At 44.7% G+C, this 23,665-nt stretch carries 18 protein-coding genes; 16 read left to right on the forward strand and 2 right to left on the reverse strand.

Translation table 11 applies throughout. From position 1 onward, the window contains the following. Positions 1 to 13: 13 nt before the first annotated feature. The 8 genes from R7P69_RS02100 to R7P69_RS02135 all read left to right on the forward strand — a co-directional run bounded on the left by R7P69_RS02100 (position 14) and on the right by R7P69_RS02135 (position 8,497). Positions 14 to 2,872 (forward strand): phage tail protein, encoded by a 2,859-nt coding sequence (locus R7P69_RS02100; RefSeq protein WP_318121296.1) that lies wholly within the window; start codon positions 14 to 16, stop codon positions 2,870 to 2,872. 159 nt (positions 2,873 to 3,031) lie between these two features. Further along, the gene (locus R7P69_RS02105; RefSeq protein ID WP_140052230.1) at positions 3,032 to 3,568 is read left to right on the forward strand and encodes an adenine glycosylase; all 537 of its coding nucleotides are present in this window, start codon (positions 3,032 to 3,034) and stop codon (positions 3,566 to 3,568) included. A 9-nt stretch (positions 3,569 to 3,577) separates the two neighbouring features. Continuing rightward, a complete protein-coding gene (locus R7P69_RS02110; RefSeq protein WP_318121300.1) occupies positions 3,578 to 4,267 on the forward strand; it encodes a hypothetical protein in 690 nt (229 codons plus the stop codon). Next, complete coding sequence (locus R7P69_RS02115; protein WP_318121302.1) at positions 4,258 to 4,929, forward strand: hypothetical protein; 672 nt, start codon at positions 4,258 to 4,260, stop codon at positions 4,927 to 4,929. Before R7P69_RS02110 ends, R7P69_RS02115 begins: the two co-directional genes overlap by 10 nt. Position 4,930: 1 nt before the next feature. Beyond that, the gene (locus tag R7P69_RS02120; protein ID WP_318121304.1) at positions 4,931 to 5,128 is read left to right on the forward strand and encodes a hypothetical protein; all 198 of its coding nucleotides are present in this window, start codon (positions 4,931 to 4,933) and stop codon (positions 5,126 to 5,128) included. A gap of 984 nt (positions 5,129 to 6,112) precedes the next feature. Continuing rightward, positions 6,113 to 7,039 carry an HNH endonuclease signature motif containing protein gene (locus tag R7P69_RS02125; protein WP_318121306.1) on the forward strand — a complete coding sequence of 309 codons (927 nt, stop codon included), beginning with the start codon at positions 6,113 to 6,115 and terminating at the stop codon, positions 7,037 to 7,039. A 166-nt stretch (positions 7,040 to 7,205) separates the two neighbouring features. Then, positions 7,206 to 7,922 (forward strand): AHH domain-containing protein, encoded by a 717-nt coding sequence (locus tag R7P69_RS02130; RefSeq protein WP_193279574.1) that lies wholly within the window; start codon positions 7,206 to 7,208, stop codon positions 7,920 to 7,922. Beyond that, positions 7,922 to 8,497, forward strand: a complete 576-nt coding sequence (locus R7P69_RS02135; RefSeq protein WP_318121310.1) for a hypothetical protein — start codon at positions 7,922 to 7,924, stop codon at positions 8,495 to 8,497. The genes R7P69_RS02130 and R7P69_RS02135 overlap by 1 nt, the downstream gene beginning before the upstream one ends. A 281-nt stretch (positions 8,498 to 8,778) precedes the next feature. On the opposite strand, the gene R7P69_RS02140 is transcribed toward R7P69_RS02135, so the two are convergent. After that, complete coding sequence (locus R7P69_RS02140; protein ID WP_005375145.1) at positions 8,779 to 9,033, reverse strand: Lpp/OprI family alanine-zipper lipoprotein; 255 nt, start codon at positions 9,031 to 9,033, stop codon at positions 8,779 to 8,781. Positions 9,034 to 9,583: 550 nt separating this feature from the next. Here R7P69_RS02140 and R7P69_RS02145 point away from each other — a divergent pair. From R7P69_RS02145 to R7P69_RS02170, 6 genes are all read left to right on the forward strand, one after another. After that, positions 9,584 to 10,927, forward strand: coding sequence for a DEAD/DEAH box helicase (locus R7P69_RS02145; protein ID WP_031812859.1), 1,344 nt, complete (start codon positions 9,584 to 9,586; stop codon positions 10,925 to 10,927). Positions 10,928 to 11,251: 324 nt separating this feature from the next. Beyond that, a complete protein-coding gene (locus R7P69_RS02150) occupies positions 11,252 to 13,249 on the forward strand; it encodes a prolyl oligopeptidase family serine peptidase (RefSeq protein ID WP_238952491.1) in 1,998 nt (665 codons plus the stop codon). Further along, positions 13,250 to 15,391 carry a TonB-dependent hemoglobin/transferrin/lactoferrin family receptor gene (locus R7P69_RS02155; RefSeq protein ID WP_213891096.1) on the forward strand — a complete coding sequence of 714 codons (2,142 nt, stop codon included), beginning with the start codon at positions 13,250 to 13,252 and terminating at the stop codon, positions 15,389 to 15,391. 9 nt (positions 15,392 to 15,400) lie between these two features. Continuing rightward, entirely contained in the window at positions 15,401 to 17,653 is a 2,253-nt protein-coding gene (locus R7P69_RS02160) for a proprotein convertase P-domain-containing protein (RefSeq protein WP_213891098.1), read from the forward strand. Between the two features lie 25 nt (positions 17,654 to 17,678). Continuing rightward, positions 17,679 to 19,130: a DUF1566 domain-containing protein gene (locus R7P69_RS02165; RefSeq protein WP_238952493.1), complete on the forward strand. Its 1,452-nt coding sequence runs from the start codon at positions 17,679 to 17,681 to the stop codon at positions 19,128 to 19,130. Position 19,131: 1 nt separating this feature from the next. After that, positions 19,132 to 19,707 (forward strand): DUF1566 domain-containing protein, encoded by a 576-nt coding sequence (locus tag R7P69_RS02170; protein WP_005375151.1) that lies wholly within the window; start codon positions 19,132 to 19,134, stop codon positions 19,705 to 19,707. Between the two features lie 108 nt (positions 19,708 to 19,815). Here the strand turns inward: R7P69_RS02170 and R7P69_RS02175 are convergent, their stop codons facing one another. Beyond that, positions 19,816 to 21,459, reverse strand: coding sequence for a methyl-accepting chemotaxis protein (locus R7P69_RS02175; RefSeq protein ID WP_238952494.1), 1,644 nt, complete (start codon positions 21,457 to 21,459; stop codon positions 19,816 to 19,818). Positions 21,460 to 21,790: 331 nt separating this feature from the next. Between R7P69_RS02175 and R7P69_RS02180 the strand changes: the two genes are divergently transcribed. Further along, a complete protein-coding gene (locus R7P69_RS02180; protein ID WP_005375153.1) occupies positions 21,791 to 22,612 on the forward strand; it encodes a phosphate ABC transporter substrate-binding protein in 822 nt (273 codons plus the stop codon). 100 nt (positions 22,613 to 22,712) lie between these two features. Further along, positions 22,713 to 23,645 (forward strand): phosphate ABC transporter permease subunit PstC, encoded by a 933-nt coding sequence (pstC, locus tag R7P69_RS02185; protein ID WP_005375154.1) that lies wholly within the window; start codon positions 22,713 to 22,715, stop codon positions 23,643 to 23,645. The last annotated feature ends 20 nt before the right edge of the window (positions 23,646 to 23,665 follow it).

Genomic DNA, 23,665 nt, shown 5'->3' on the forward strand with positions numbered 1-23,665 from the left:
GAAACTACTAAACATGGCAAATACAACAGACAAGTCAATTTTAACCGCCGCAGGTAAAGCACTGCTGGCACAGCTCAATGCGGAAGAAAAGCCGCTTATCATCGACAAGATGATATTTGCGAATGTAGCAAACCGCCCAGAGTTCCCACAACCCGGTGATGTGGTTCCAACTAATGATATTGTTCACCAAGAGCAGGTTGAACAACGAGGCCGCCTATCCTCAGACTCGGTCATTTACAGTACTACGTTGACCAGTCATGTTGGTCCGTTTCAGTTTAACTGGACCGGGGCGTACTGCTCTGAATACGATGTATTAGTGACCATTGATCATCATGCGTTAACACCAAAGACGGCAGATGAGCCTGGTGTAGCGGGTAATACTCTGGTGCGTTCGGTTGTCCTTGAATACAAAGACATCGCGGAAATCACCAACATTAGTGTGGATGCCTCAAGCTGGCAGTACAACGCCACCGACCGTATGAAGAAAATGGACAGCGATGTAGCACAGGCCATCATCGACCAAAGTGGTAAAGACTGGTTTATCGAAGACGGCTTTTTGGTGACGACATCGGGTAGTGCGTACAACATCAAAGCGGGGGCTGGTTATGTGTCGGGTAATCGTGTCAGCATGGAGTTTGACCGCAGCGTTCAAGTGTCGAACAAACCATCGTTTATCTACATTGATGCTTATCGTGAAGGCTCTCCGACCGGAGAGCAGGTCACCGTGTTTGATTTCGTCATTACCGAGGAAGAAAAAGACAATTACGTTGACTCTTCAACGGGTAAAGATATTCAGCATTTCGTATGCAAAATTGCTGAGATACACGCTGATGATAGTTTAAGCGACATTCGGCAGGTTAAGAGCAGTTTTGAATTTGATTCTGTTGGGCATGCGCTGAGAGGGGCACGAAAGTACTTTAAACCGTTTATCGGCATGAGAATCAATACAAAACGGTTTAATGCGACGATCAACCAAGCTTGGACTGTCGTAGACCAAGTGACCCCAGGTGAGTTTTGTTTACCCATTGAGGGCACTGGGCTCTTTTTGCAGGAAGCGTCAAACACAAAATATTTCGAGTCGTTTGGTGCCTATGGAAATGGTGTCGACTTAGATGACGCTGCATTTGATTTTGCTCAATCTTATGCTGGCAAGGTATTAGGCCGCAGTGACACTACATACACGGTTAGCCAGTGCTTTAATTTAACCAATACCGCCAGGTGGGATGGAGGTTGGGCGAAAATCCAACTCATAGGGAACTACTATTTTGCAACCGTTTCTAGTGGCTGCAAGCTTGAGAACTTTGATGTTGATGGCCTGGATGAAGATCATACTGCTTACCCAGTTAGTATTGCTACGCCATCAATCAATGCCCAAATAGGCGATATGATTTACCGCAACTTTCACGGTAAAACATCCACTCAAACATACCCATTGAAAATTCCAGCTTACGGAGCGAAGAACTTTAGCGTCGGTAACCAAAAATTCTTCAACATCCTACAAGATGATGATGGTGCGGTTATTGGTAAAGGTTTCGTCGGCGGGGTTTTCCTTGTTGGTGTCGATTCGGAAGTGCCGCTTGGCAAATCATATGGGACGGTGGGTGATATATATGGCGATGGGATCAAATCTGTGGATGCTGGACTGGGTGTCGTTCATGACTCTGATTTGGTAAGGATGTATGCAGAAACTCCTGAAATAGCAGAACAGTTCGATATTACATTTGGCAACATCGTCGGTAGAAACGTTTACAAACGCATCGTCAAGGGCGCTTCATTTCCTGGCGTGAAATTTGGCGATATTTGGTCCTTTAACCCGCAAGAAGAATCTGAAAAATATACTTTATTTGCTGTAGTGGAATGTCTAGGTACCGCGAAGAACCTTAAATTTGGCGATATTTATTCCGAAGGTCCTGCTGAACGAAATGTATGGATGAAAGGCAATGGTAACCAATGCGGCGATATTTTCGATGGTGCTGGGGCTTATGGCGTCATTTTTGGTGGCGCTGGAGAGCAAGCGGTTTCTTGCCAAGTGGGGAACTTATTAGGCCGTGGATTAAATGACAATTCTCCACAAGGGGCTGCAGTGTATTTTTTCAATGCGGATAAGTGTCAAGCTGGCAGTGTTACGGGGCTCTTTGCTTCTACCGTTCTCACGGCCTCAGAAAATAGAGGACACAACACTGTTGGAGATGTTACCTGCAATGGACGGATGGAAATCTCCAATGGTTCCACGACTGTTGGCGCCATCGATGTCGATATTACCGCGACTCCTGTGGCCGGTTCTCATTACATTCTTGGCAAAAATGCAAAGCTAACACAGGCCGAAATTATCACTGATGGTCGCGTAACGATGAGTGTTACTGGGTCGTCAGTTGATGTCGACCTAGGTAGAACAAGAATCGTGAGAGCATCGAGTCGAAATGGCGATGAAGTGAATCACAGTGTGTTCACCTCCGCTTCTGCTGTCAATGGAGTATTGAGAGGTAAGCTCGAAATTGAAGTTAACGCGACCATCCAAGGTGCGCCATCTGGCTCTTCGGGAAGGACGCTTGCTTACTTTAGTGGATTGAAGGTAGATGATTTCGACTTATCCATGAATGTGACAGCCTCAACACGAGGGGCTACGGGTTTCCATTACTGGTTTAATGGTGTTGATGGTCAAGTGAATCGAATCGCGGTCAAGTCTGCAATCTCATTAGTGGGCTCTCAGCTAAGCGGTAAGCTTGGTATCACGAAGCTAGAAAATCTGGTTCAAGGTGGCTCTTCGGTAACCTGTACTGGAGAAGTCAACGTATTCAACATTGAGAAGCATGCTGACGCGAATGTTACTGGCTTAAACAATCAACCAATGGTTGCTAACTCGACAAGGTAACGATGATGATCAGAGAGTTAAAACAAGGGGAAAGCTATTGTTGCTGTAACGGTTGTGGTGAGTGCGAAATGGACAACGACCAATTAAGCCGCTGCTGCTCTTCTCCCGTCTTCATTTGGGACAATAATCTAGGGGTGTTGGTGGAGACTTCGAGTCAAGATGTTGAGTCTTAACGGTATACAAATCTCACTCAAGAACCTGCGCATTAGTGTTCGCCAACAGCTCGCCGGACAAGATATGTCCGGCCAGTCCTCATCGACTGACCAAGCGGAAACAGGTAACAAGGGCAAGGTGTTGGCGGTGAGTGGCATCATTCCTTTCAGCAAGCCAGAGAGCCTGAGCAATCTTTTCAATATGGCCGGTGTGCAGCAAGATAGCGCTCGCCAAATCTACCGTGTTAGCAATAAAACCGCATCGACACTTAAAGTTCGTGAGGTGAAGTTCCAAGGCACTATTCGGGCCGATGAACAAGAAAGCCTCAGACAATGGAACGTAGCGTTTGAGTTGGTTGAGCATCTTTCGGTACCGGAGCGGGTTGAACAGCGTCAACAAGACCAACCTGCAACGCAACAACAGGTTCAAGGGGTTACGACTCCGGTTGAGTCGGGCCCGAGCGAAGAGGTACCACCGGGTACCAGCATTGAGCTGACGGGAGTGATGAAAGTGCTTAAGGCCATAGACGAGGCCTTGGGTTAAGGGTGAATCGTGACGATAAATAACAAATTTTCCTGCCGTGCTTATCTGGGTAGTCAAAAGGTGAAAGCCAAAGACCATCGTGTTCTTTTTGATGTGAATACGCCAGCGCGTTGCACAATTAAGGTAGAAGGCTCGCCTATAGTGAACACTATTGTTGCTGTCGATATTGGTTGGGGAGATAGCTTTTCTCGCGTTTTTCTTGGGTATGTTGAAAGAGTTCAACCCGCAGAAAAAGGATGGTCAGAATTGTTTTGTCGCGAACTAGCGGCGCTCCTTTTCAAACCGCTTAATGTCACGCTTAGGCACCCAACCTTGATGCAATTACTAAGCGATGTAACCAACAAAACAGGGCTGCAGTTTGTGGTACCAGAAGCGGCCTACAGCAAAACATCTATCCCTTGTTTTTATAGCGACGGTAATGGCTATCGAGTGATGGACGAGCTGTCTCAAGCCTTCGGGATTGAAGATCTGTTTTGGCAGCAACAAGGCAATGGTCAGATTTACGTGGGCAGTTGGAAAGATTCTTACTGGGCTGATAAGCCAGTGACCATTCCAGGCAATCTAATGACCAACCGAACTGCGTCGAAATCGGTAAAAGTTCCCGCCATTCCAAAGTTAAGACCTGGCGCAATTGTCAACGGCTTACGTTTGGTGGGCGTTGATTTTCAAGGAACAGAGGTGAAATTGACATGGACGTAAATGCAATTAAGCGGATCATCTTCCGACTGTTCCCGGAGCTGACTGGCCGTTGGCATTTACCTCGATGGGGGAAGGTAGTAGCGTTACCTGAACTGCCAGAAGAGGGCGACATGTCCGATCGCTTTTACCCGCATTACGCGGTGGATGTTCAGCTGCTCGATGAAAAGGGTGTGGAGTTCAAAGATAAATCACCACTTCAGGCGGTACCACTTCCAATACCAGGTGTAGGTGAATACGCCGGTAGACTTGAACCACCGGCAATCGGAAGCATTGTAGAAATAGGCTTTATGTTCGGACAACCGGATAAGCCTTTTATTCGTTGTGTTCTGCCATTGGGATTCAAGTTACCAGCGATTAAGCAAGGCGAGAGCCGATACCAACAACGTCAAGGTGTTTACCAGTTGGTCGACGAAGAAGGTAACTTTGAAAGCAAGACCGACAAAGACAACATCACCGAATGTTTAAATCAACGCATCAAAGTGCTAGAAGACAAAATAGAAGAAATCACAAATAACAAAACCACTACGGCCAAGAAAATCATAGAAGTGGCTGACCTCATCACCATGAATGGTGGCACGGGGGTTTGTACTGGGCAGACCGTTTGCCCGTTCTCTGGCAAGAATCATGTGGATATATCTAAAACCGTTAAGGCAGGTAAGTAGTATGGCAATGAGTAAAGCCTCACTGAAAGAAAAGTTAGAGAGTGAACTGGAAGCGCAAGGCTTCGTGTTAACTGGAGAATTTGCGATGGCAGGGAAGATGGCAGAGGCGATCGCCAACGCTGTGTATGACGAAATAACACAAAATGCCGAGGTTTCCGTGACTGGCGGTAGTTCGGAAGGATCTTACAGCGTGACGTAAAATCCTTTCTCACACTAGGCGCAACCTAATTAACCAACCCTATAGATAAATCAATATATCTATGGGAGTAACCGAAATTGAACATTATACGAAACGACTTAGTCGTTTACCTAACAATCCTTCGTCTCAGTATCCTTATTATTAAGGAGTTATCGACATTCTAGCTTGCCATCCAAGGCCAATATCAAATCAAGTGCCCGCTTTGGGCGCTTTTCTTTTCCTCGAATACTGTTGCATCAATTACGTGAACGACACGGACACGTTCAAACGACGAGCTGCCTCGTACTGTGACGAAAAGCAACCTCAAGGTGACGGAATCCGCACTCCTCCTCCCCACCTGCGAAGTTTTCGATCTGATATTTTAGAAATTTTGATTCAGTGAAAATTTATGAAGTATGAGAAACCTAGGACGCGTAATGAGCTCTTTTGCTATAAGGAGTTACAGTGATCCAGAAAATCTCTTAAAGGACTTATATTTCATCTAGCAGAATTTCAAAAAATGCGTTTTTTTTCGATAAATTGCAATATTTATGATCTGTAAGGATCTTGGTTTTGTTTTTAAGCGTTTGATTTTTAATTCTATTATGTGTTTTGTGTGAGAGTTTTAAAGATCGAATAGGTAAAGTTAAAGATCTCTTTCCTTAGAGGTAAAGCCTCACAGAACAAGGGATTGCAGACAGTTTGGTAGGAATTATATTTTTTCGAAACTGTTCAAGACATTAGGTTAAAAAAGAGATTAAATTTATGAGTTAAAATGTGATTCTAATGGGTACCTGTAAATAACAGTGCTAGGCTAAACAGCAGAAACAGAGACTTCAAACTAACGTCTAATAAGATATAACTATAAATTTCACGTCATATAATATTGGACAACTTTAACGATATCTGAGGGTGTATTTATACACTCGAAAATGTCTAGTTGTAGATTTAAGTTTGGATATTTGGCTATCTGCACCATATCAATTAGAAAACTTGGAGAATAAGATGTTTTGGTGGGTAAACCATAAACAGACACACAAAGAAGAGATTGAAGGTGGCTATATTTGGTCTCCTAAGAAGAATGCCAATGGAGCTAGAAATCATAGCTATGACAACATGCCTAAAACTTCGGTCGGTGACACTGTGTTTTCTTTCGCTTTTGCTGAAATTAGGGCTATCGGCAAGGTTGTTGAACAATGTAGGTCTGCATCTAAACCAGATGAGTTCGGTGACAAAGGAGGTTATTGGGGCAATGAAGGCTGGTTAGTTAAGGTTGAGTGGACAACCTTAGATAAACCATTTCGCGCTAAAGACAACATTTCCGCAATCGCCCCTCTACTTTCTGATAAGTATGCTCCTATCCAAAAGAATGGAAATGGCAATCAAAGTTGTTACTTGGCTAATATTTCAGAGAAGCTAGCTAACCTTCTTTTTGAGCTTTCAGGCGAAGCAGTTGCGACTAAAGAAGAGCTAGGTTTTGATGAAGGGATCAATGAACTAGATAACGAAATAGAACAGCAATTAGAGTATGATGACTCTATTAGCGAAACAGAGAAAGAGCAGTTGATAAAAGCACGACGTGGCCAAGGAAGATTCAGAAAGAATCTGGAAGCTATTGAATCTAAATGTCGTGTTACAGGTTTGTCAGACAAACGCTTTTTGATCGCAAGTCACTGTAAACCTTGGCGTGAATCCAATAACCAAGAAAAACTGGATGGAAACAATGGCTTACTTCTTTCTCCTCATATCGATAAGCTCTTTGATAAAGGGTGGATATCATTTACTGATGATGCTGATTTAATCATTTCAGATCACTCCGTAATTTCATTATTAAATTGTTGGGGTATACCATACCCTCTAAACGTGGGCTCATTTAGTGAGCCGCAAAAGGCATTTATTAAATATCATCGAAATAATGTCTTAAAAAGTTGAGTCGCTCGAGCCAGCCTACGGGCGTCCGCGATGTTTAGAGTTGTATGTAATTAACATGTTAGTCAGTTCGTGACAGTTTTAACTTAAGCACAAAAACACGTTTGCCTCGTTGACCGGGTGCGCTTATAGGGTGGAGCATTATTCTTTTTGAAGGTTTGAAAAGAAAATGGAAAAAGTAATTTTGGGTAAGTCTCCCGTTCTGAAGCTCCCTTTAAGGCCAAAGAATCCGTCAGGCTTGGAGATGGCGATATATAGATTCCAGGTTAAAGCGTACAAGCATTACCACAAGATAAAGGATCTAGATAAAACCTCGCCTAAAGAGGTTAAAGAAGCAGAGGAAACAATTGCTCATTTGAATCGAGAACGTGCCAAGATTAACGCGCATGCACAGTTGCAAGAGCAGTTGCTTGCAGATTTGGAAGCGTATCGAGACGACAATAAAGATAGCTCTCATACCGAATTGGCAAAGGAAAAACATCATCCTACAACACGCTTGGCAAGTAACTTGTATGCCATTGCAGAGCCAAAGCCGTCACCAAATCATGCAGCGCATCATATCATCATGGGGAATGGCCGTGTTAGGGCCATGACTAACGCTCGGTTGCAAATGTTCATGTACGGAATAGGCATTAATGATTCAATTAATGGAATTTGGCTTCCTCGTTCTACCGCCTACAAAGGGCATTACACTACGCCAAAAGCGCCGACGCACTCGCGCATACATGGCGATAACTATCAGAGGTGGGTTGGCAGGTTGGCGGTTATTCGCAACAATGAAAGTGCATTTAGAGCGAGACTTGTGACTATCAAATCTCAGTTAAAGGATGGCTCTCATCCTCCCCAAATTCTTATGAAGAAAGATCCATCTTGGAAGCCAGCTTAATGAGTATATATCAGGTAAGAAACCTCAATCGTTACTTTAAAGTTCTTGAGCATGATCCGTTTCAAAGGGCCATTGATGCGGGCGATGATGCCCTGTTGGATAGGCTTTTCAATGAGCCAGTAAAAGCACAAGGGCTGGCTGATGTTTGGGTAGAAGAGAGTGTGGAATTTACCGCTCACTACAAGACGTCGGTAAAAATCCCGGACATATCCGTTTGGGGTGCGAGCTTGGTGCTAACGCCTCGAGCGCTCGAAGTGTTAAAGCCATACATTGAATCAGATGGTGAGTTTTTACCTATCGAGATTGATGGCGAGAAGTTTCAGGTTTTCAATGTCATGAGTTTTGGCGAAGAAGACAAGGAACATACGAAACACGAATACATTGATGAGCATCCGGTTGGCTTGGTATCGCTCAAGTTCGTTGAGTCTAGCGTTTCCGATAAGTACGTTTTCAAGTCATTGATGGAAGGATGTGAGTTGTTGTATTGCGATGACAAGCTAAAGAACTTGTGTAATGAACATGACTTACGTGGTGTTGAATTCGATTTAGATCTATTGGATATATTCGACTACTAGTCACGGTTTTAGCGTGACTCATCATTTAGTGCTTCACATCGCTTGCTCCTAGCTGATAAAAGAAAGCATGCAGTAATGAGTTTCAACCCTTGATTTCGGCCGAACTAAATTAACAAAATGATTCAGGTTGTTTTTGTTTAAGTTCACATAGCCTGGTCACATAAGTGACAGCAACAATAAAACAAAATGGCGGCATAGTACATGTCGCCATTTTATCGCCATTTTTGTTTTTAATGGCCACTAACTAAATGATAGTTAATGATATTTTTTTCTTGTTTGTCTTACTTAGTGTAAGACTGAGCGATGTTATCGATACGCTCGTTAGCACGCTCAGCTTCTTCTTGAGCAGCCATTGCTGCTGCGCCTGATTTTTGAACGTCAGATTGAAGAGCTTGTACGTCTTGGCTTAGTTGGCTAACTTGGTTGCTTAGTTCGTCTAATTTTGCTGCATTTGCTGTAGCTGCGTCATCAGAAGAAGCACAACCGGCTAGTAGAAGTACTGAAGTTGCTGCAGCTGCGATCAACGTTTTGTTCATATAAGAACTCCTTGCTTATAGTGAAAGTCTCGCTACTAACTATTATTTTATACAGTAGCGAGGTTAAATGTGGTTACATTTTATCAGTACATGATGTAGCAAAAGTCAAAAAAACCCAAGAATTTCATGGAGTACCTGACGTCAACTTTTACCTGAACTTAACAAAGTTTAACTACCTATCCTTTATTTCGTTCTCACAACAGTTTTCATAGCAGGTGTATTTGCCACGTTCCTGATATCAATAATTTAGACGATATTGACACAAATGAAAGTTTATTGGCCCAAATAACTGCTATTTAAGTCGTTTTGTTGATGGATAGAAGGCATATTTGAACGGCTTTTCTCTAAACTTCCTGTCCAGCTGCTCATCAAAAAGGCTAGTCTTTACTCTGAACTGAGCCACAAATGATGTTTTACCGTTACCACAGGGAATTAGTTTGTGTGATCTCTATCTATACTCCTATGATTTGCGGTATTATACCGAGCTTTATTTTTTTGCTGCGTTAGAGCGGAAACGACACTACAGAGCGCTCAGACGCTGACTGATTTATTGGAGAATACTTTGCAATTTAAAGATCTAGGCCTAGACAACCGATTGTTGAAGAACCTAAAACACTACGATTTTAAAAAAGCGACTGACATTCAGCAGCAGGCGATTCCTGTTGCGATTGCAGGCAAGGATCTATTGGCATCTTCGAAAACAGGTTCGGGCAAGACTTTGGCGTTTGTATTGCCAATGCTTCATAAGTCTTTAAAGACAAAATCGTTTTCTGCGAAAGACCCTCGCGCGGTAATCCTTGCTCCTACTCGTGAGCTAGCGAAACAAGTATATGGTGAGCTTCGTTCTATGCTAGCTGGCCTATCTTATGAAGCAGCACTGATTTTGGGTGGTGAGAACTTTAACGATCAAGTAAAAGCTCTGCGTCGTTACCCGAAATTTATCGTGGCGACACCAGGACGTTTGGCTGATCACTTAGATCATCGTTCGCTTTATCTGGATGGTTTGGAAACGCTGATTCTTGACGAAGCAGACCGCATGTTGGATTTGGGTTTTGCACCAGAGCTTCGTCGCATTCATAAAGCAGCCAAGCATCGTCGTCGTCAAACGTTGATGTTCTCTGCGACATTAGATCATGCAGACGTCAATGAAATCGCGGCTGAAATGCTCAATGCGCCAAAGCGAATTGCTATCGGCGTTTCTAACGAAGAGCATAAAGATATCACGCAAAAATTTTACTTGTGTGATCACCTAGATCATAAAGAGGCAATTTTAGATCGTGTTCTTTCTGAGGCTGAATACCGTCAAGTTATTATCTTTACGGCAACGCGTGATGATACTGAGCGACTAACAGAAAAGCTAAACGAAAAGAAACTGAAGGCTGTAGCACTAAGTGGTAACTTGAACCAGACTCAACGTAACACCATTATGAGTCAGTTTGAGCGCGCAGTATTTAAGATCCTTGTAACGACTGATGTTGCTTCCCGCGGTTTGGATATTGCAACTGTGACACACGTCATCAACTTCGATATGCCAAAGCATACCGAAGAATACGTACACCGAGTTGGTCGTACTGGTCGTGCTGGAAATAAAGGGGATGCAATCTCTCTTGTTGGTCCAAAAGACTGGGATAGCTTTAAACGTGTAGAAGCATACCTACAACAAGATCTTGAGTTTTCATTGTTCGAAGATTTGAAAGGTAAGTTTAAAGGCCTTAAGCCACCTAAACCAGATTTCCGCAATAAGAAAGCGACCGCAAAGAAAGCTCGCCCTCAAGCGAAAAAATCGGCGAAAAAACCAGCTAAGCGTGACAAGAGCTTCTACAAAAACGTATCTGTGGGTGATGATGTCTTCATCCCTAAGAAAAAACCAGCGGCACCGAGCTCTGAAGAGTAAAAGCTGCTGTAGTTTCCCATTGATTTTAGTTCTTAAAAATCCGAGTGTTCGCACTCGGATTTTTTATGTCTGTCGCTAGGTGAAATAGCGTCTTTCCATACTCACTCGTTAGTCAGCTTTTATATTTGTCTGGTTGTATATAAACAGCATAGAACGCTAATTTAGGAAGTTATTAAGTTTTATAACCTCGGTCAAAGCAAACGTTTTTCCTCACACACTAGATAAAAATCTCACATGATTATGAAAATGATAATTGATCTCATTTTTATTTAAGGGCAGAATACGCGCCATTGTATTAATCCTATAAATGAATTCGCTCTCTATATGAAATTTACTCATGTTTTTTTAGGGCTCATAATTACCTCTAGTTCTGGCTTTGCTGCTGATGATTTCAACTGGCTTCGAGATGATGCTCGTAAAGATGAGCGAGTTCTTACCTACCTAACAGAACAAAACCACAAAACTGAACAGCACCAAAAAAGTTATCAGACGTTGACAAAAAACCTACTAACGCAGTGGGATACCATTGTGGCAGACAAAGGTGATAAGCCATGGTCGATCGTGAGTGGAAGAGAGTGGACGCTAATGCGTCGCGATGGTCGTTACTTACTATTATCCCGTGCGAGTCAACATGCACCAGAAAACGTGGTGTTCGATTTCGATGAACGACAATCTGCGCATCAGTACTACCAACTTGGTCAATGGCAAGTGAATGGTGACACGCTACTTTTCACGGAAGATATCGACGGCAGCGAACAATATCGTGCTGTGGTTGTTGATTTACTCTCCGGTCAATCTACGGAACTGGCGACGCACGTCGATAGTGGCGTATTGTTGTCACCTAACGGGAAAGTGGCATTCCTCGTTGCAAAAGAAAAGCGCACCCAGCGACCTCATCAGATCTTACGTATCTCCACTGAATCTTTGGCAAAAACAGTCCTATGGAATGAACCCAAGTCAGATTGGTTACTTTCTTTCTATCGTGCGGCAGATAGCCGTTATGCTGTGCTGCAAAGCAACAACGAGTCAACAACAGAGCAGAAGCTTGTCGACCTAGAAACGGGGACTGTCTCAGATTCATTGCGAAAGCCTGAAGTGGGTGTGGAATATTACGCGGATGTGGCGAAAGGTTACATTTATCTTAAAAGCAACCTGGAAGGAAAGTTCGCCCTTTACCAAGCCGAACTCGCACCGCTTGGCGCAACATGGCAACGCTTTACCAATCCTCGTGAGCCGCTTGAACAGTTCTACCTTTATGATGCAGGAGTTGTGGCACTTAGTAAGCCAAACAACTTGTCGACATTGACGGTGTATTCTTACCAAGGGCAGGAAAAAGTGATACTGCCATTGGAACACGATGGTAATGTCGCTTGGCTAAGCACATTGGGCGATTTTGAATCAAACAAAATTCGTATCCGAAGCATGTCGATGACTACGCCTCCTCAGTGGGAAGAGTTCGATGTAAAAACGCTGAATAAATCCTTGTACTCTCAAGATGCTTACCAAGACTTTGATAGTCAGCGTTATGTATCCCAACGTATTTTTATTAAGCACGACGGCGTTTCTGTCCCTGTCTCTTTGGCGTATCGCAAAGACAAATTGCACCCACAATCTCCTGTGATGATTTACGGTTACGGCGCGTATGGTTTTACGATGAAACCGTACTTTATGCCTCAGGTTATCAGTTTACTCGACCAAGGTGTGATTTACGCTATCGCCCATGTCCGTGGCGGTGGGTACTTTGGCGATGAATGGCACGAGCAAGGCCGTGGTGTGCGAAAAGCCAATTCTATTGGTGATTTTGTCGCGGCCGCGAAGGCGCTGCAAACATTCGAACGTGGCAATAGAGAGGTTTTCGCCATCGGTTCTAGTGCTGGTGGCACGTTGGTGGCCGGAGCGGTTAATCAAGATCCTAAATTGTTTTCAGGTGTCGTACTTAAAGTGCCTTTTGTTGATGTGGTTGCAAGTATGTCGGATACCTCACTTCCGCTTACCACACAGCAGTATGGCGAATGGGGTAACCCAACCAAACCTGGACAATTGGCGTTAATGAAGGCGTACGATCCGATTCTCAATATCCATAAAGACGCTTACCCACCCATGTTGGTTCAAGTCGGTTTAATCGATCAGCGCGTGCCATATTGGGAAGGCGCAAAGTATCTCGCTAAAGTTTCAGCGTTAAGTGAGCGCAACGGGCCGTACTTGTTGCAAACTGATTTTAATTCGGGCCACCAAATGGACCCACGACAAGCGCAAGAACAACAAGCAAAAGAATACGCATTTCTACTATCACTCATTAAAACATCTAAAGCGGAGCAGTAAATGAAGCTTACCCCAGTGTCAGCGGCAGTACTTTCGGTACTTGCTGCCAGTCAAGTGCACGCCGAATCTAAGGCTTTCTCAATGGAAGAGGTGGTGGTAACCGCCAATAAAATCGATCAGCCATTGTCAAAAGTGGCAGGTAGTGTCGCGGTTATCACAAACGAGCAAATCGAAGAAAGAGGCGAGACCGAGCTATATGACGTGCTGCGTAACGAACCTGGTGTAAGCGTGACGGGCGGTGCAGGACGTCCGCAAAACATTACCATCCGTGGTATGACGGGTAACCGCATTATGATCGTTCGTGATGGCATTCGTTCTGCGGATGGCTTCGGTGCGAATGACATTAATGATGCCGTTGGGCGAGATACTTTTGATTTATCCAATTTTGAATCGCTGCAAATCATTAAAGGGGCAAGTTCTTCGGTGCATGGCTCTGGCGCGATCGGCGGTGTGGTGATTTTAGAATCCAGTCAGCCGGGTGATTTCTTAAAAGACAAAGACTTCTACACCGATGTTTCCGGTACTTACACCGATATCAGCAACAAGTACAAAGGCACGAGTAATCTAGCTTTCCGTTCCGGTGATACAGAGAGTTTGTTTAACGTTTCATACTGGCAAGGACAAGAGACACGTAACTTTGATGAAGATTTGTATAACCGCGACCTCGATGGTTACAGCGGTGCTTATACGATCAACCACTTTTTCAATGAAGAGGTGATGTTGAAAGCCAAAGCGGAACTCTACACCCAGAACCAAGAGCGTTTGGAGGGTTCACCGTCCATTCAACCTGATGGAATTTGGCATATTGAAGACTTTGCTGAGGATGAGACCACAGAAGAGTACAGCGCTTATATTGGTGCAGAGGTGACTCCGATTAATCCAACTTGGTTCGAAGAGTTGGATACCAAAGTTTACTGGCGTCACACCGAAGTGGTGGAAGACACCAACCGTTTAATGCGCCAAGTGGATCATAATGGTTTGATCACCAAGCGTCGCGAGCTGGAACACAAAACCTTCATTGACGAAACAATTGGCTTCCGTGGCGATTTCACCAATACGATTTATGCAGCAAATGCTGAGCACCAATTGGCTTACGGTGTCGAGCTTTCTACAGACTATTACGAACGCACAGATAGCGACTCCAAGATTGATTGGAACGGAGTAACACCTTCGACCAAACAACCTTTCGCTCCTGCTCGTGCTTATAACATTGGCTTGTATGTCCGAGACATGGTGGAACTGGATAAATGGACCATCACAGGTGGCCTACGCTTTGATGCGCACCGTCTCACGCCAGACGGTGCGGGTGAAGTGGGCGGCTTCCCATTAAAAGACATGGATAGCTCAGAGGTATCTCCAAGTCTGTCGGTTTCTCGTGAAGTATTTGCCAACAACATTGCTTATGTATCTTATAACCATGGTTACCGTGCTCCGGAATACGATAAAGCGTATGGCTTCGTAAGCCACGACTTTGTGCCGCTCACGCCGTTTGTCATTGCACCAAACATGGATCTAGAAGCTGAAACTTCCGACTCATTTGAAATCGGTAACAAGTTCGATAACGGTCGTGCGTATGTCTATGCGTCTTTGTTCTACAACAAGTTTGAAAACTTCATCGACGTTGTGACCACGGGCTTTGACTCAAGCAATGGTAATTACATTAAACAATACCAAAACCTCGATGGTGTCGAGACGTATGGTGCAGAGCTTTCTGCAGGTTACGCGATCACTAAGCGATGGAACATCAGCACCAAGTTTGGCTACGTAGATGGCAAAGACGCGGAAGGTGAATACGTTCGAAGCATTACGCCATTCGAAGGTAACGCTCAACTGAAATACGCCGACCAAGACTTCAATGCTTACGTGGCTTGGAACTGGGCCGCGGCCATGGATCGCGTTCCTAAATGCCAGACCACGCTTGGTCTAGCGACAGAGTGCGCGCAGACAAGTGCGTGGAATACGTTTGATATTGGCGCAACTTACCACGTTTCCAAAGACCTTCGTGTTAGCGCAAACATCATCAACCTGTTCGACAAAGAATACATCCGATACCAAGACGTAGCGGGTATCGCTGAGGAAAGTAAGCGTTACTCAACTGAGCCAGGGCGCTACTTCACGCTGACTGCAAAATACGAATTCTAGGACGAAATCATGAAGCTAAAACCATTGGCGTTTTCACTGCTTATTGCATGTACCCCTGCGGCGCTGTCTGCAGAGTGGGATTATCCCACAACGGATTCTGTGGTGACCAATGAAGCGCAAGCGAAAACTTATTTAGACAGCCACTACTCAGAAGCGGGCGAGTTTAAGTTCCGTTACAAAACCCAGTCTCAGCTTGGTGAGCATTACAATTTTGATGTTTGGGTTAACGGTGAATATCAATCTCAGCGTGCCCTTGTAGTAACAACTGATAAAAATCATCACGTTGTGCGAGTGTTTAAGAGCCTTGAAGATACGATAATTCGCAACGGTAAACCAACGGTTGCAATGGAATTGGAATCGCCTCGCCAACTGCAAGCACAAGAGCCACCGGCTTTGAGCTCTGGAAGTCTGGTTGATGTTGAGGTTTCTTTATTCAACCCAGATCTGCGCACCATGCAACAGCAAGCGGCACCAGAATCGACATGGTCAGCACTGTCCGATTACCCTCAGCCGATCGAGTACGTCACCAAGTCGATTGAGGTTTTAAAGTCGGGAGGTAAGTTCTATCTCTCTAACCCAAGATTAAAGCAAGTGGATGCGACGGGTTTATTTTCAGCCCCAGCACCTGGTGAAGCGCCTGTACTCGATACGTTGGACTTCCTCAGCGCAGAAGGGGTTCAAGCATTTGACAGTGTTGATGAGATGCAAAGCACCGAGTTTGGTGACAATGCGTTCCCACAGTTGATGGCTTTTTATCATCTTGATAGCTCGATCCAATATCTGACAAGCCTGACTTACGACTTGTTTGATGAACCGCTTCGTTTTGACGCTCGCGGTTTATCAAAAGATAACTCTACTTACTATTACGGTCCGAAAGCACTCATGCTGGGTGTTGGTGGTGTTTCTCCGGATGCAGTCGATGCTGATGTCGTGATACATGAGCTTGGGCATGGTATTCATTACCAAATCGTACCGGATTGGGCGTACGGCCACACTGGTGCTATCGCAGAAGGTTTTGCTGATTACTGGGCGGGCAGCGCGAGCTACCGCACTCAATATTTGGATGCTTCGCGTCGTGGTCAAGAGTTCGAGTTAGATACGGTGTTCAACTGGGACGGTGTGTTCGGAACACGCAAAACAACTCGTAGCTTATGGAACCAAAGAGCGCGTTACTTCGAGGGCTCAGAGTATCCAGCGCACGTTAGTGTGGGCGGTGAACTAGGCGATGAGCTATGGTCAACGCCACTGTTCCAAGCACTTAAAGCATCGGTTGAACGATACGGTGATGATACCGATAACGTGTTCCGCGAGTTTGACGCCATTGTACTTGAAGGTATGTACGGCATTGGTCGTGGCGTGAAAATGCATGATCTGGCGGAGTCGACCGTGTTTGCCGCAAACACCTTGTTCCCAAATAAAGACTACGCCCAATTCCTGACGGACAGCTTCAACAGACACAACTTACTTAAAGCGCCTCTTCGTGTTCGCTATGACGCTCGATACATCGCACAAGGTCAAGACGTTGGTTTGAGCCTGAGCCAAACTGGCCGTGAAGCGAGCATCAAAGGGCAATGGAAGCTAAACAACGCATCTGTTTTCGACTTTGATGAAACGCTTTCTGACTTGACCTCAATGAAGGTGGCGTTACCAAGCGGTCTAACATGTGGCACGCAATTCGATTCCTCTATTTCATTGGATTATCAATTTGCTGAAGGCCTAAAGACTCACCAGTGGAGTGAACAGGTGATGCTGGTTAATGGTACGCCAGAGCTTGATATCCAGCCTCAATCAGTGAATTCCGCTTTACCGGAGCAGGGCGACAGACTGTTCTCTCAGACGCTATCGGACAAGTCACGCACGATTGATGATTCGTTTGCGGTTTACCTGAACATCGAACATGACTCACTGCAAGATCTGCAAGTGACGCTAGTGTCTCCACAAGGCAAATCGGTCGTGCTACTTAGCCATCAATCAAGCAATACCAAAGGATTTAAAGGTTACTTCACCGCTCAGTATGACGAGGAGTTACAAGCACTTGTCGGTCAACCGAGTTGGGGTACTTGGCGTCTCGAAGTGTCTGACCGCGTGTCAGGGAACTCTGGGGTGTTGAAAGAGTGGGGTGTGAGTCACTTTGCTCAGTATCAGTGTAGTGCTGATACCACTAAAGAAAGCAGTGGCGGTGGTTCAGGTGGCAGTGGTTCGCCTTGGACCTTGTTAGGACTTTTCCTGCTTTCAATGGTGAGAGTGATTCGCTCTCGTTAATTAAAATCAAAAGAAGATAAAATCTATGAAGTTTCAATATTCTTTCGTTGCTATGTCACTAGCCCTAGCTGGCTGTGGCGGTGGTTCTGGTGGTGATACGTCGGCACCGACCTATGATGTAGCTGGCACCATCGTTTCTGCAGGTACACTTCTTGATACGCCAGTGTGCATCGATTTAAACCAAAACTACGTTTGTGATACGACTGAACCGAGCACTAAAACGGATAATGCCGGTAAATTTAGCCTGACTTCAAGCGACAAAAACGTACTAACCAGCACCATTCTTGCTCAAGTTGATCAAGGTTCAAACCAAACGTTGCGTCTTGCGGCTCCGGGTCAAAATTTAGCAACGGGTAACACGGTCAATGGTGTAACAACGTTGCTCGCGGGTCTTGTAATTGACGGTAAAACCGTTGCTCAAGCTGAAGAGATTGTGAAAGCGCAACTCGCCGATGCCGGCGTTTCTCTTTCTGGTACGGTGATGTCTAACGCAGAAGCTAGCGAGCTAGACAAGCTAGAGCAAAACACGGTTGTGCTATTAGCTGCGATGCAACCAAAGCAAATGACCCAAGGCGTAGCGCTGCTTGCTCAAAATCTTAGCTTTCAAGGTAAATTGTTGGCCTCTGATCTTCTGTCTGAAGCGGAAGTAAGTGCATTTGCTGAAGAAATTGTAGCGGTTGCTGAACAAACGGTTGGTAGTAACGATACGGGCGCCGTTCTTTATTTTGCTGAAGGAGCAGCAGACGTTGCTGAGGTTCAAGCGTCTTACCCTGGTCAAGATGCAGAATACGGCTTCGACAAAGAGGACAAGCAAACGTCGACAGGCGCTGGCTTTAAGTTCGTTAAGCTAGATTCACAAGGTGCAGCTTTAGCTGCAGATGCGACTGAGTGGGCTTGTACTATGGACGAGCGTACTGGTCTTGTTTGGGAAAACAAAAGTGCGGATGCGAGCTCAGTTCAATTTAAAGATCGCCTATTTGCGTTTGAGTCTGAAACATTTAAGCCATTTAGCAAAGATGTAGAGCTTGCAGGTTGTAAAGACGCTGGTGATGAAGTTTGTACCACTAGCCAATATGTTCAGTACATAAACAAACAATCGTTATGTGGAATCACTGGTTGGCGCTTGCCTACTTACCGTGAGACTTATGACTTACTAGACTTTGGTGAACAAACACTGTTTGCTCCGAACGATGAATATGCAAAATACAACGTCTATGGTTTTAATGTTAAATACTTTCCACAGCAAACCATAGGTAGCCCTTATTTAGGATATGGTGCGTTTTGGCATAGCGACTTTAAGTTTACGAATGCATCATCACAACTTATTGATGGCGAGATTTATTTCCCTGCGATTGTCTCCCGGGGCAAAGATAGAGGCACTATTTCATACGTCGAGATTCGATCAAGCAACACAAGTGCGGGTGCCGATGATTCTTACCAATTCCCAATCCGTCTAGTCGCAGTTAAGGGGCAATAAGATGAAGAAATTAATAACTGTACTATCTCTTACTTTGGCTTCTCAAACTGCAATAGCTGCACAAGAGTGTTCTACTGACTTTGCTAAAACGGCACCTAACACGCGTTATACATATTCTGAGAGCGGTACCGTAACTGACCTGAAAACAGGTCTAACATGGATGCGCTGTCCAGTTGGTATGACATGGAATGTAGGAAACCAAGAATGCCAGGGGACGCGATCTACAATGTCATGGCAACTCGCTCTCTCCACAGCCAAACAAATTCGTAATAAGGACGGCAACCATCCTCTTCACAATTTTGCTGACAAAAAAAATTGGCGACTAGCAAATATCAAAGAGCTAGTATCTCTAACTGAGCGAGCTTGCCACAGCCCAGCCATAAATAGTACAGGGTTTGCTAGCGGCTATAGTCTGAAAGATGGAGATGATGTTCTAGGGCGTTATGTCTGGAGCAACACACCTAATGGCGACGGTAAGCATGTTGCAACTTTTGATACGACTAATGGTGAGGTTTTCAATAGAGATCCGTTAAACTCAAGTTTCAAAAGCTCTCTCTTGTTAGTGACAGATGAATAATAATTATTACGTTAATAAGGGTTGATAGCTTTGCCTTTATGATAGGCTCCGCCAGTGCGGAGCTTTTTCTTTTCTAACCTTTGGAACTTATCGTGTTGAGCAGAGTATTTAAACTTGGAACTGCTTAAGTTGATGTTTTTGATTTTCTGCTAAACCAGACAACTCTTGCGCTGCCGCGGCGGATTGAGTGATACCAGTGACGTTCTGGCTCACTAGTTCATAGATGTTCGTTAAGTTGTTGTTGATGTCCGACGTTACTTGCTTTTGTTCTTCAGAAGCGGTTGCAACTTGGGTGTTGATCGCATTCAAATCTGAAATCGCACTGTTGATGTCGCTCAGTGAACGGCTTACTTCTGCAGCAAGCGCTTGGTTGTCTTCTAACATGGCTAAGCTTGAATGCATGCTTTCATTTGCATGGCCAGATTGTTGCTGTAGCTCTTCTATAATGGTTTGGATCTCTTTGGTGGACTCCTGAGTTCGCGCTGCCAGCATACGTACTTCATCGGCGACTACCGCAAAGCCTCTGCCACTTTCGCCCGCCCGTGCAGCTTCAATCGCTGCATTCAGTGCAAGTAGATTCGTTTGCTCAGAAATACCTTCAATCACTTCGATCACGCGACCAATGTGTTCTGATTGATCTTTTAGCGAAGTCACGACGGCAGCGGCTTCGTTAAGTTGTTCCGCCATCTTTTCACTTGCGCGAGTACTTTCCCCAAACATGCTTATACTTTGTGAGGTTAACGTACGTGCTTGATTTGATGCACTATCGGCTTCTTGTGCATTGGTCGATACTTCAGCTGCGGTCGACTCTAGCTGATTGATCGCCGAGGCTACTTGCTCAACTTCTTGCTTTTCTTGATCCGAGTTGACGCTGCTTTGAGTCATAACAGTTGCTAACTCGGTTGATGCTGATGCCACATCTTCACTAATGCGAACCAATGCGCTTACAGTTTCACGCAGTTTTTCTATGGTCTGGTTTACATCTCGAGCCAGCTGAGACACTTCGTTTTTCCCGATGGCTTCGGCCTTAACTAGTAGGTTTCCCTTCGCGACTTCCTGCATCGTTACTTGAAGGTTACGAATCGGCGCAACGATGTAGCTGGCGAGTACCCAACTAATAAGTGAAGCGGCACTCAAGATCACCGCAAGCGAGACGGCGCTGTAAGTGAGCGTGGTTGAATGTTGTTCGCCATTCGTTTCGACTTCATCGGTGACGATTTGATTCAATTGTTTAGATAGTTTGTCGATGGCGTTGATCATCGCTTCGCCAGCTAATCGATACTCAGCCATTGCAGATTCGTACTTTTGATTGAAATCAGAGGTGGTGTAATCAGAAGAGTGTTTAGTGGTGAGCAGAGGTGTCATGGTAACGCGAGTGAAATCAACATAGTGATTCATGGCCTTACGCATAGCATTGACTTCATTTTGAACGCCAGGGAGATTGTCGATGGAGTTAAGAAAATCGCGGTTTTTGTTTTGTCGCTTAGAAAGCTCTTGGTTGAGAGACTGAACATCTTCGGCTCTAAATAGACTATAAATGGCTTTGATGCGCATGGCGTAAGTGTTGTCTACGATGCCGCTAAGTTCCTCTTTGTGAATGATTAGCTTATGGGTGGAAGCCGAAACCTTATTGAATGCTTGATCGAGTTTACCGATTCCGACACTCAGTCCAATGATGAGTAATATAACTGTGAATAGAACAGGCAGAAAAACCTGAAGTTTAATAGAAAGCGTACTAAGAAATTGACGCATGAGATTGACCCTCTATCGGTTTGATTATTATCTTTTTTATAAATAAGCATTTCGATTTTAATTGTTATATTTGCCAAATCAATGAGTTACTCATGCCTAATTGCTATGAAATGTACCAAAATCGATGGGGTTATCATCTTGAACATGAGGCAACGTTATAAAAACGTTACGTTCAAATTGAGAGAGGGATAAGTCGCGGAATTAATAGTTAGAAATGACAACGTGTCATAGAGGGTTCAACTAAGTGAAACACAACTGTCATATTCAAATTCTAAAGTGAGCACCGTTCAAGTGAAACACAACGGCAATAAAGCCACTTAAGGAAATTGTGATGAAAAAGACAGTAATCGGTGCAATCGCACTTCTAGGCGCAATGGCAGTGACTCCTGTTTCTGCTAAAGAAACTATCTCTGCAGTGGGTTCTAGCAGCGTAACTCCACTGATGGAAGTTTTCTCTGAAACGTACATGAAGAAGAACCCTAACGTATTTATCGAAGTTCAAGGTCCTGGTTCTTCAGCTGGTGTAAAAGCAGCGAAAAATGGTTCAGCAGACCTTGGTATGTCTTCTCGTAATCTAAAAGACTCTGAAAAAGAATCAACACTAATCGAAGAAGTGGTTGCTCGTGATGGTATCGCAGTGGTTGTTAACCCACAAAACAAACTGCCAGGTCTAACAGCCGAGCAAGTGACTGCAATCTACAAAGGCGAAGTATCAAACTGGAAAGAAGTCGGTGGTGCAGACAAGCCAATCGTAGCCATTACTCGTGACACAGCTTCTGGTACTCGTGGCGCATTTGAAGACATCATGTCTCTAAAAATGAAGATTTCTGGTAAGAAGGTATCAGCTATCTCTCAACGTGCTCAAGTTGCAAACGGTAACGGCGCACTGAAAACAATGGTTGCATCTAACCCATACGCAATCGGCTACATTTCTCTTGGTACTGTAGATAACACTGTTAATGCGCTAGCAATCGACGGCGTTGATGCAACGGTAGCTAACGTTAAAAACGGTTCTTACAAAGTAGCGCGTCCATTCCTTGTTCTTTACAAAGAAGGCAAGCCATCAACAGAAACGCAAAAATTCCTAGACTGGATGCTAACTGACGAAGCGCAAGCGCTAGTTGACCAAAAAGGTTACATCTCAGTTAACTAATCCCATCGGGACTCTAAAGTTTGCTCAGCCCAACGTTTCGGGCTGAGCCTTTTCTATCCATTGTGTTCAACGGCATTGCCCAGAACCGTGAGATTTTTAAATGACCATCGCAACAAATAGTGAAAAGCTTATGAATACTGACGCTAGAGCTATCAGCAAGTCAGGCCTACGCGAGAAGCGTCGTGTAGACTGGAAAGAGCGCATCTTCCACGGCTTGTTCCTAACGAGTGCCGTAATCGGCATTGTTTCATTAGCCGTTATTGCATACTTCATCGTTCGAGAGAGTATTCCGGCATTCCAAGAAGCAGGCGTATCGGGCATTGTCTTAGGACAAAACTGGTTACCACCTGCGCTTTACGGTGTCGCCACCATGATTGTGGCATCTATCGTATCGACGGCTGGTGCTGTCATTGTTGGGGTTCCAATTGGTGTTCTGACCGCCATTTTTATCGCTGAAATCGCACCAAAGCGATTAGCAGACATCATCCGTCCAGCGGTTGAGCTGCTAGCCGGTATTCCTTCAGTGGTCTACGGCTTCTTCGGTCTGGTTATTATCGTTCCATTGATTCAGAAAGTATTTGATGTACCTGCAGGTAACACTATCTTGGCCGGTATTATTGTTCTTGGTGTGATGATTCTACCAACAGTAATTACGGTTTCTGAAACGTCTATCCGTGCTGTCCCTCGTACTTATAAAGAAGGTTCTTTGGCACTGGGCGCATCGAAAATCTACACCATCTTTAAATTGCTCGTTCCAGCGGCTCGCTCAGGCATCATGACAGGTGTGATTCTGGGTATCGGTCGTGCGTTGGGTGAGACTATGGCGATCATTATGGTTATGGGTAACGCGCCGGCAATGCCAGAAGGCATCTTGGATTCGGCTCGTACACTAACTGCAAACATCGCTATTGAAATGTCTTACGCAAGTGGTGTTCACGCGAACGCACTTTACGCTACAGGTGTAGTACTTCTGGTCTTCATCATGTCGTTGAACGCTGTACTACTGTACCTAAACCGAGAAAAAGCGAAGTAATCGCTCGTTAAAGGTGACTA

Source organism: Vibrio sp. 661, from assembly GCF_033339315.1.
Classification (GTDB): Bacteria; Pseudomonadota; Gammaproteobacteria; order Enterobacterales; family Vibrionaceae; genus Vibrio; species Vibrio alginolyticus.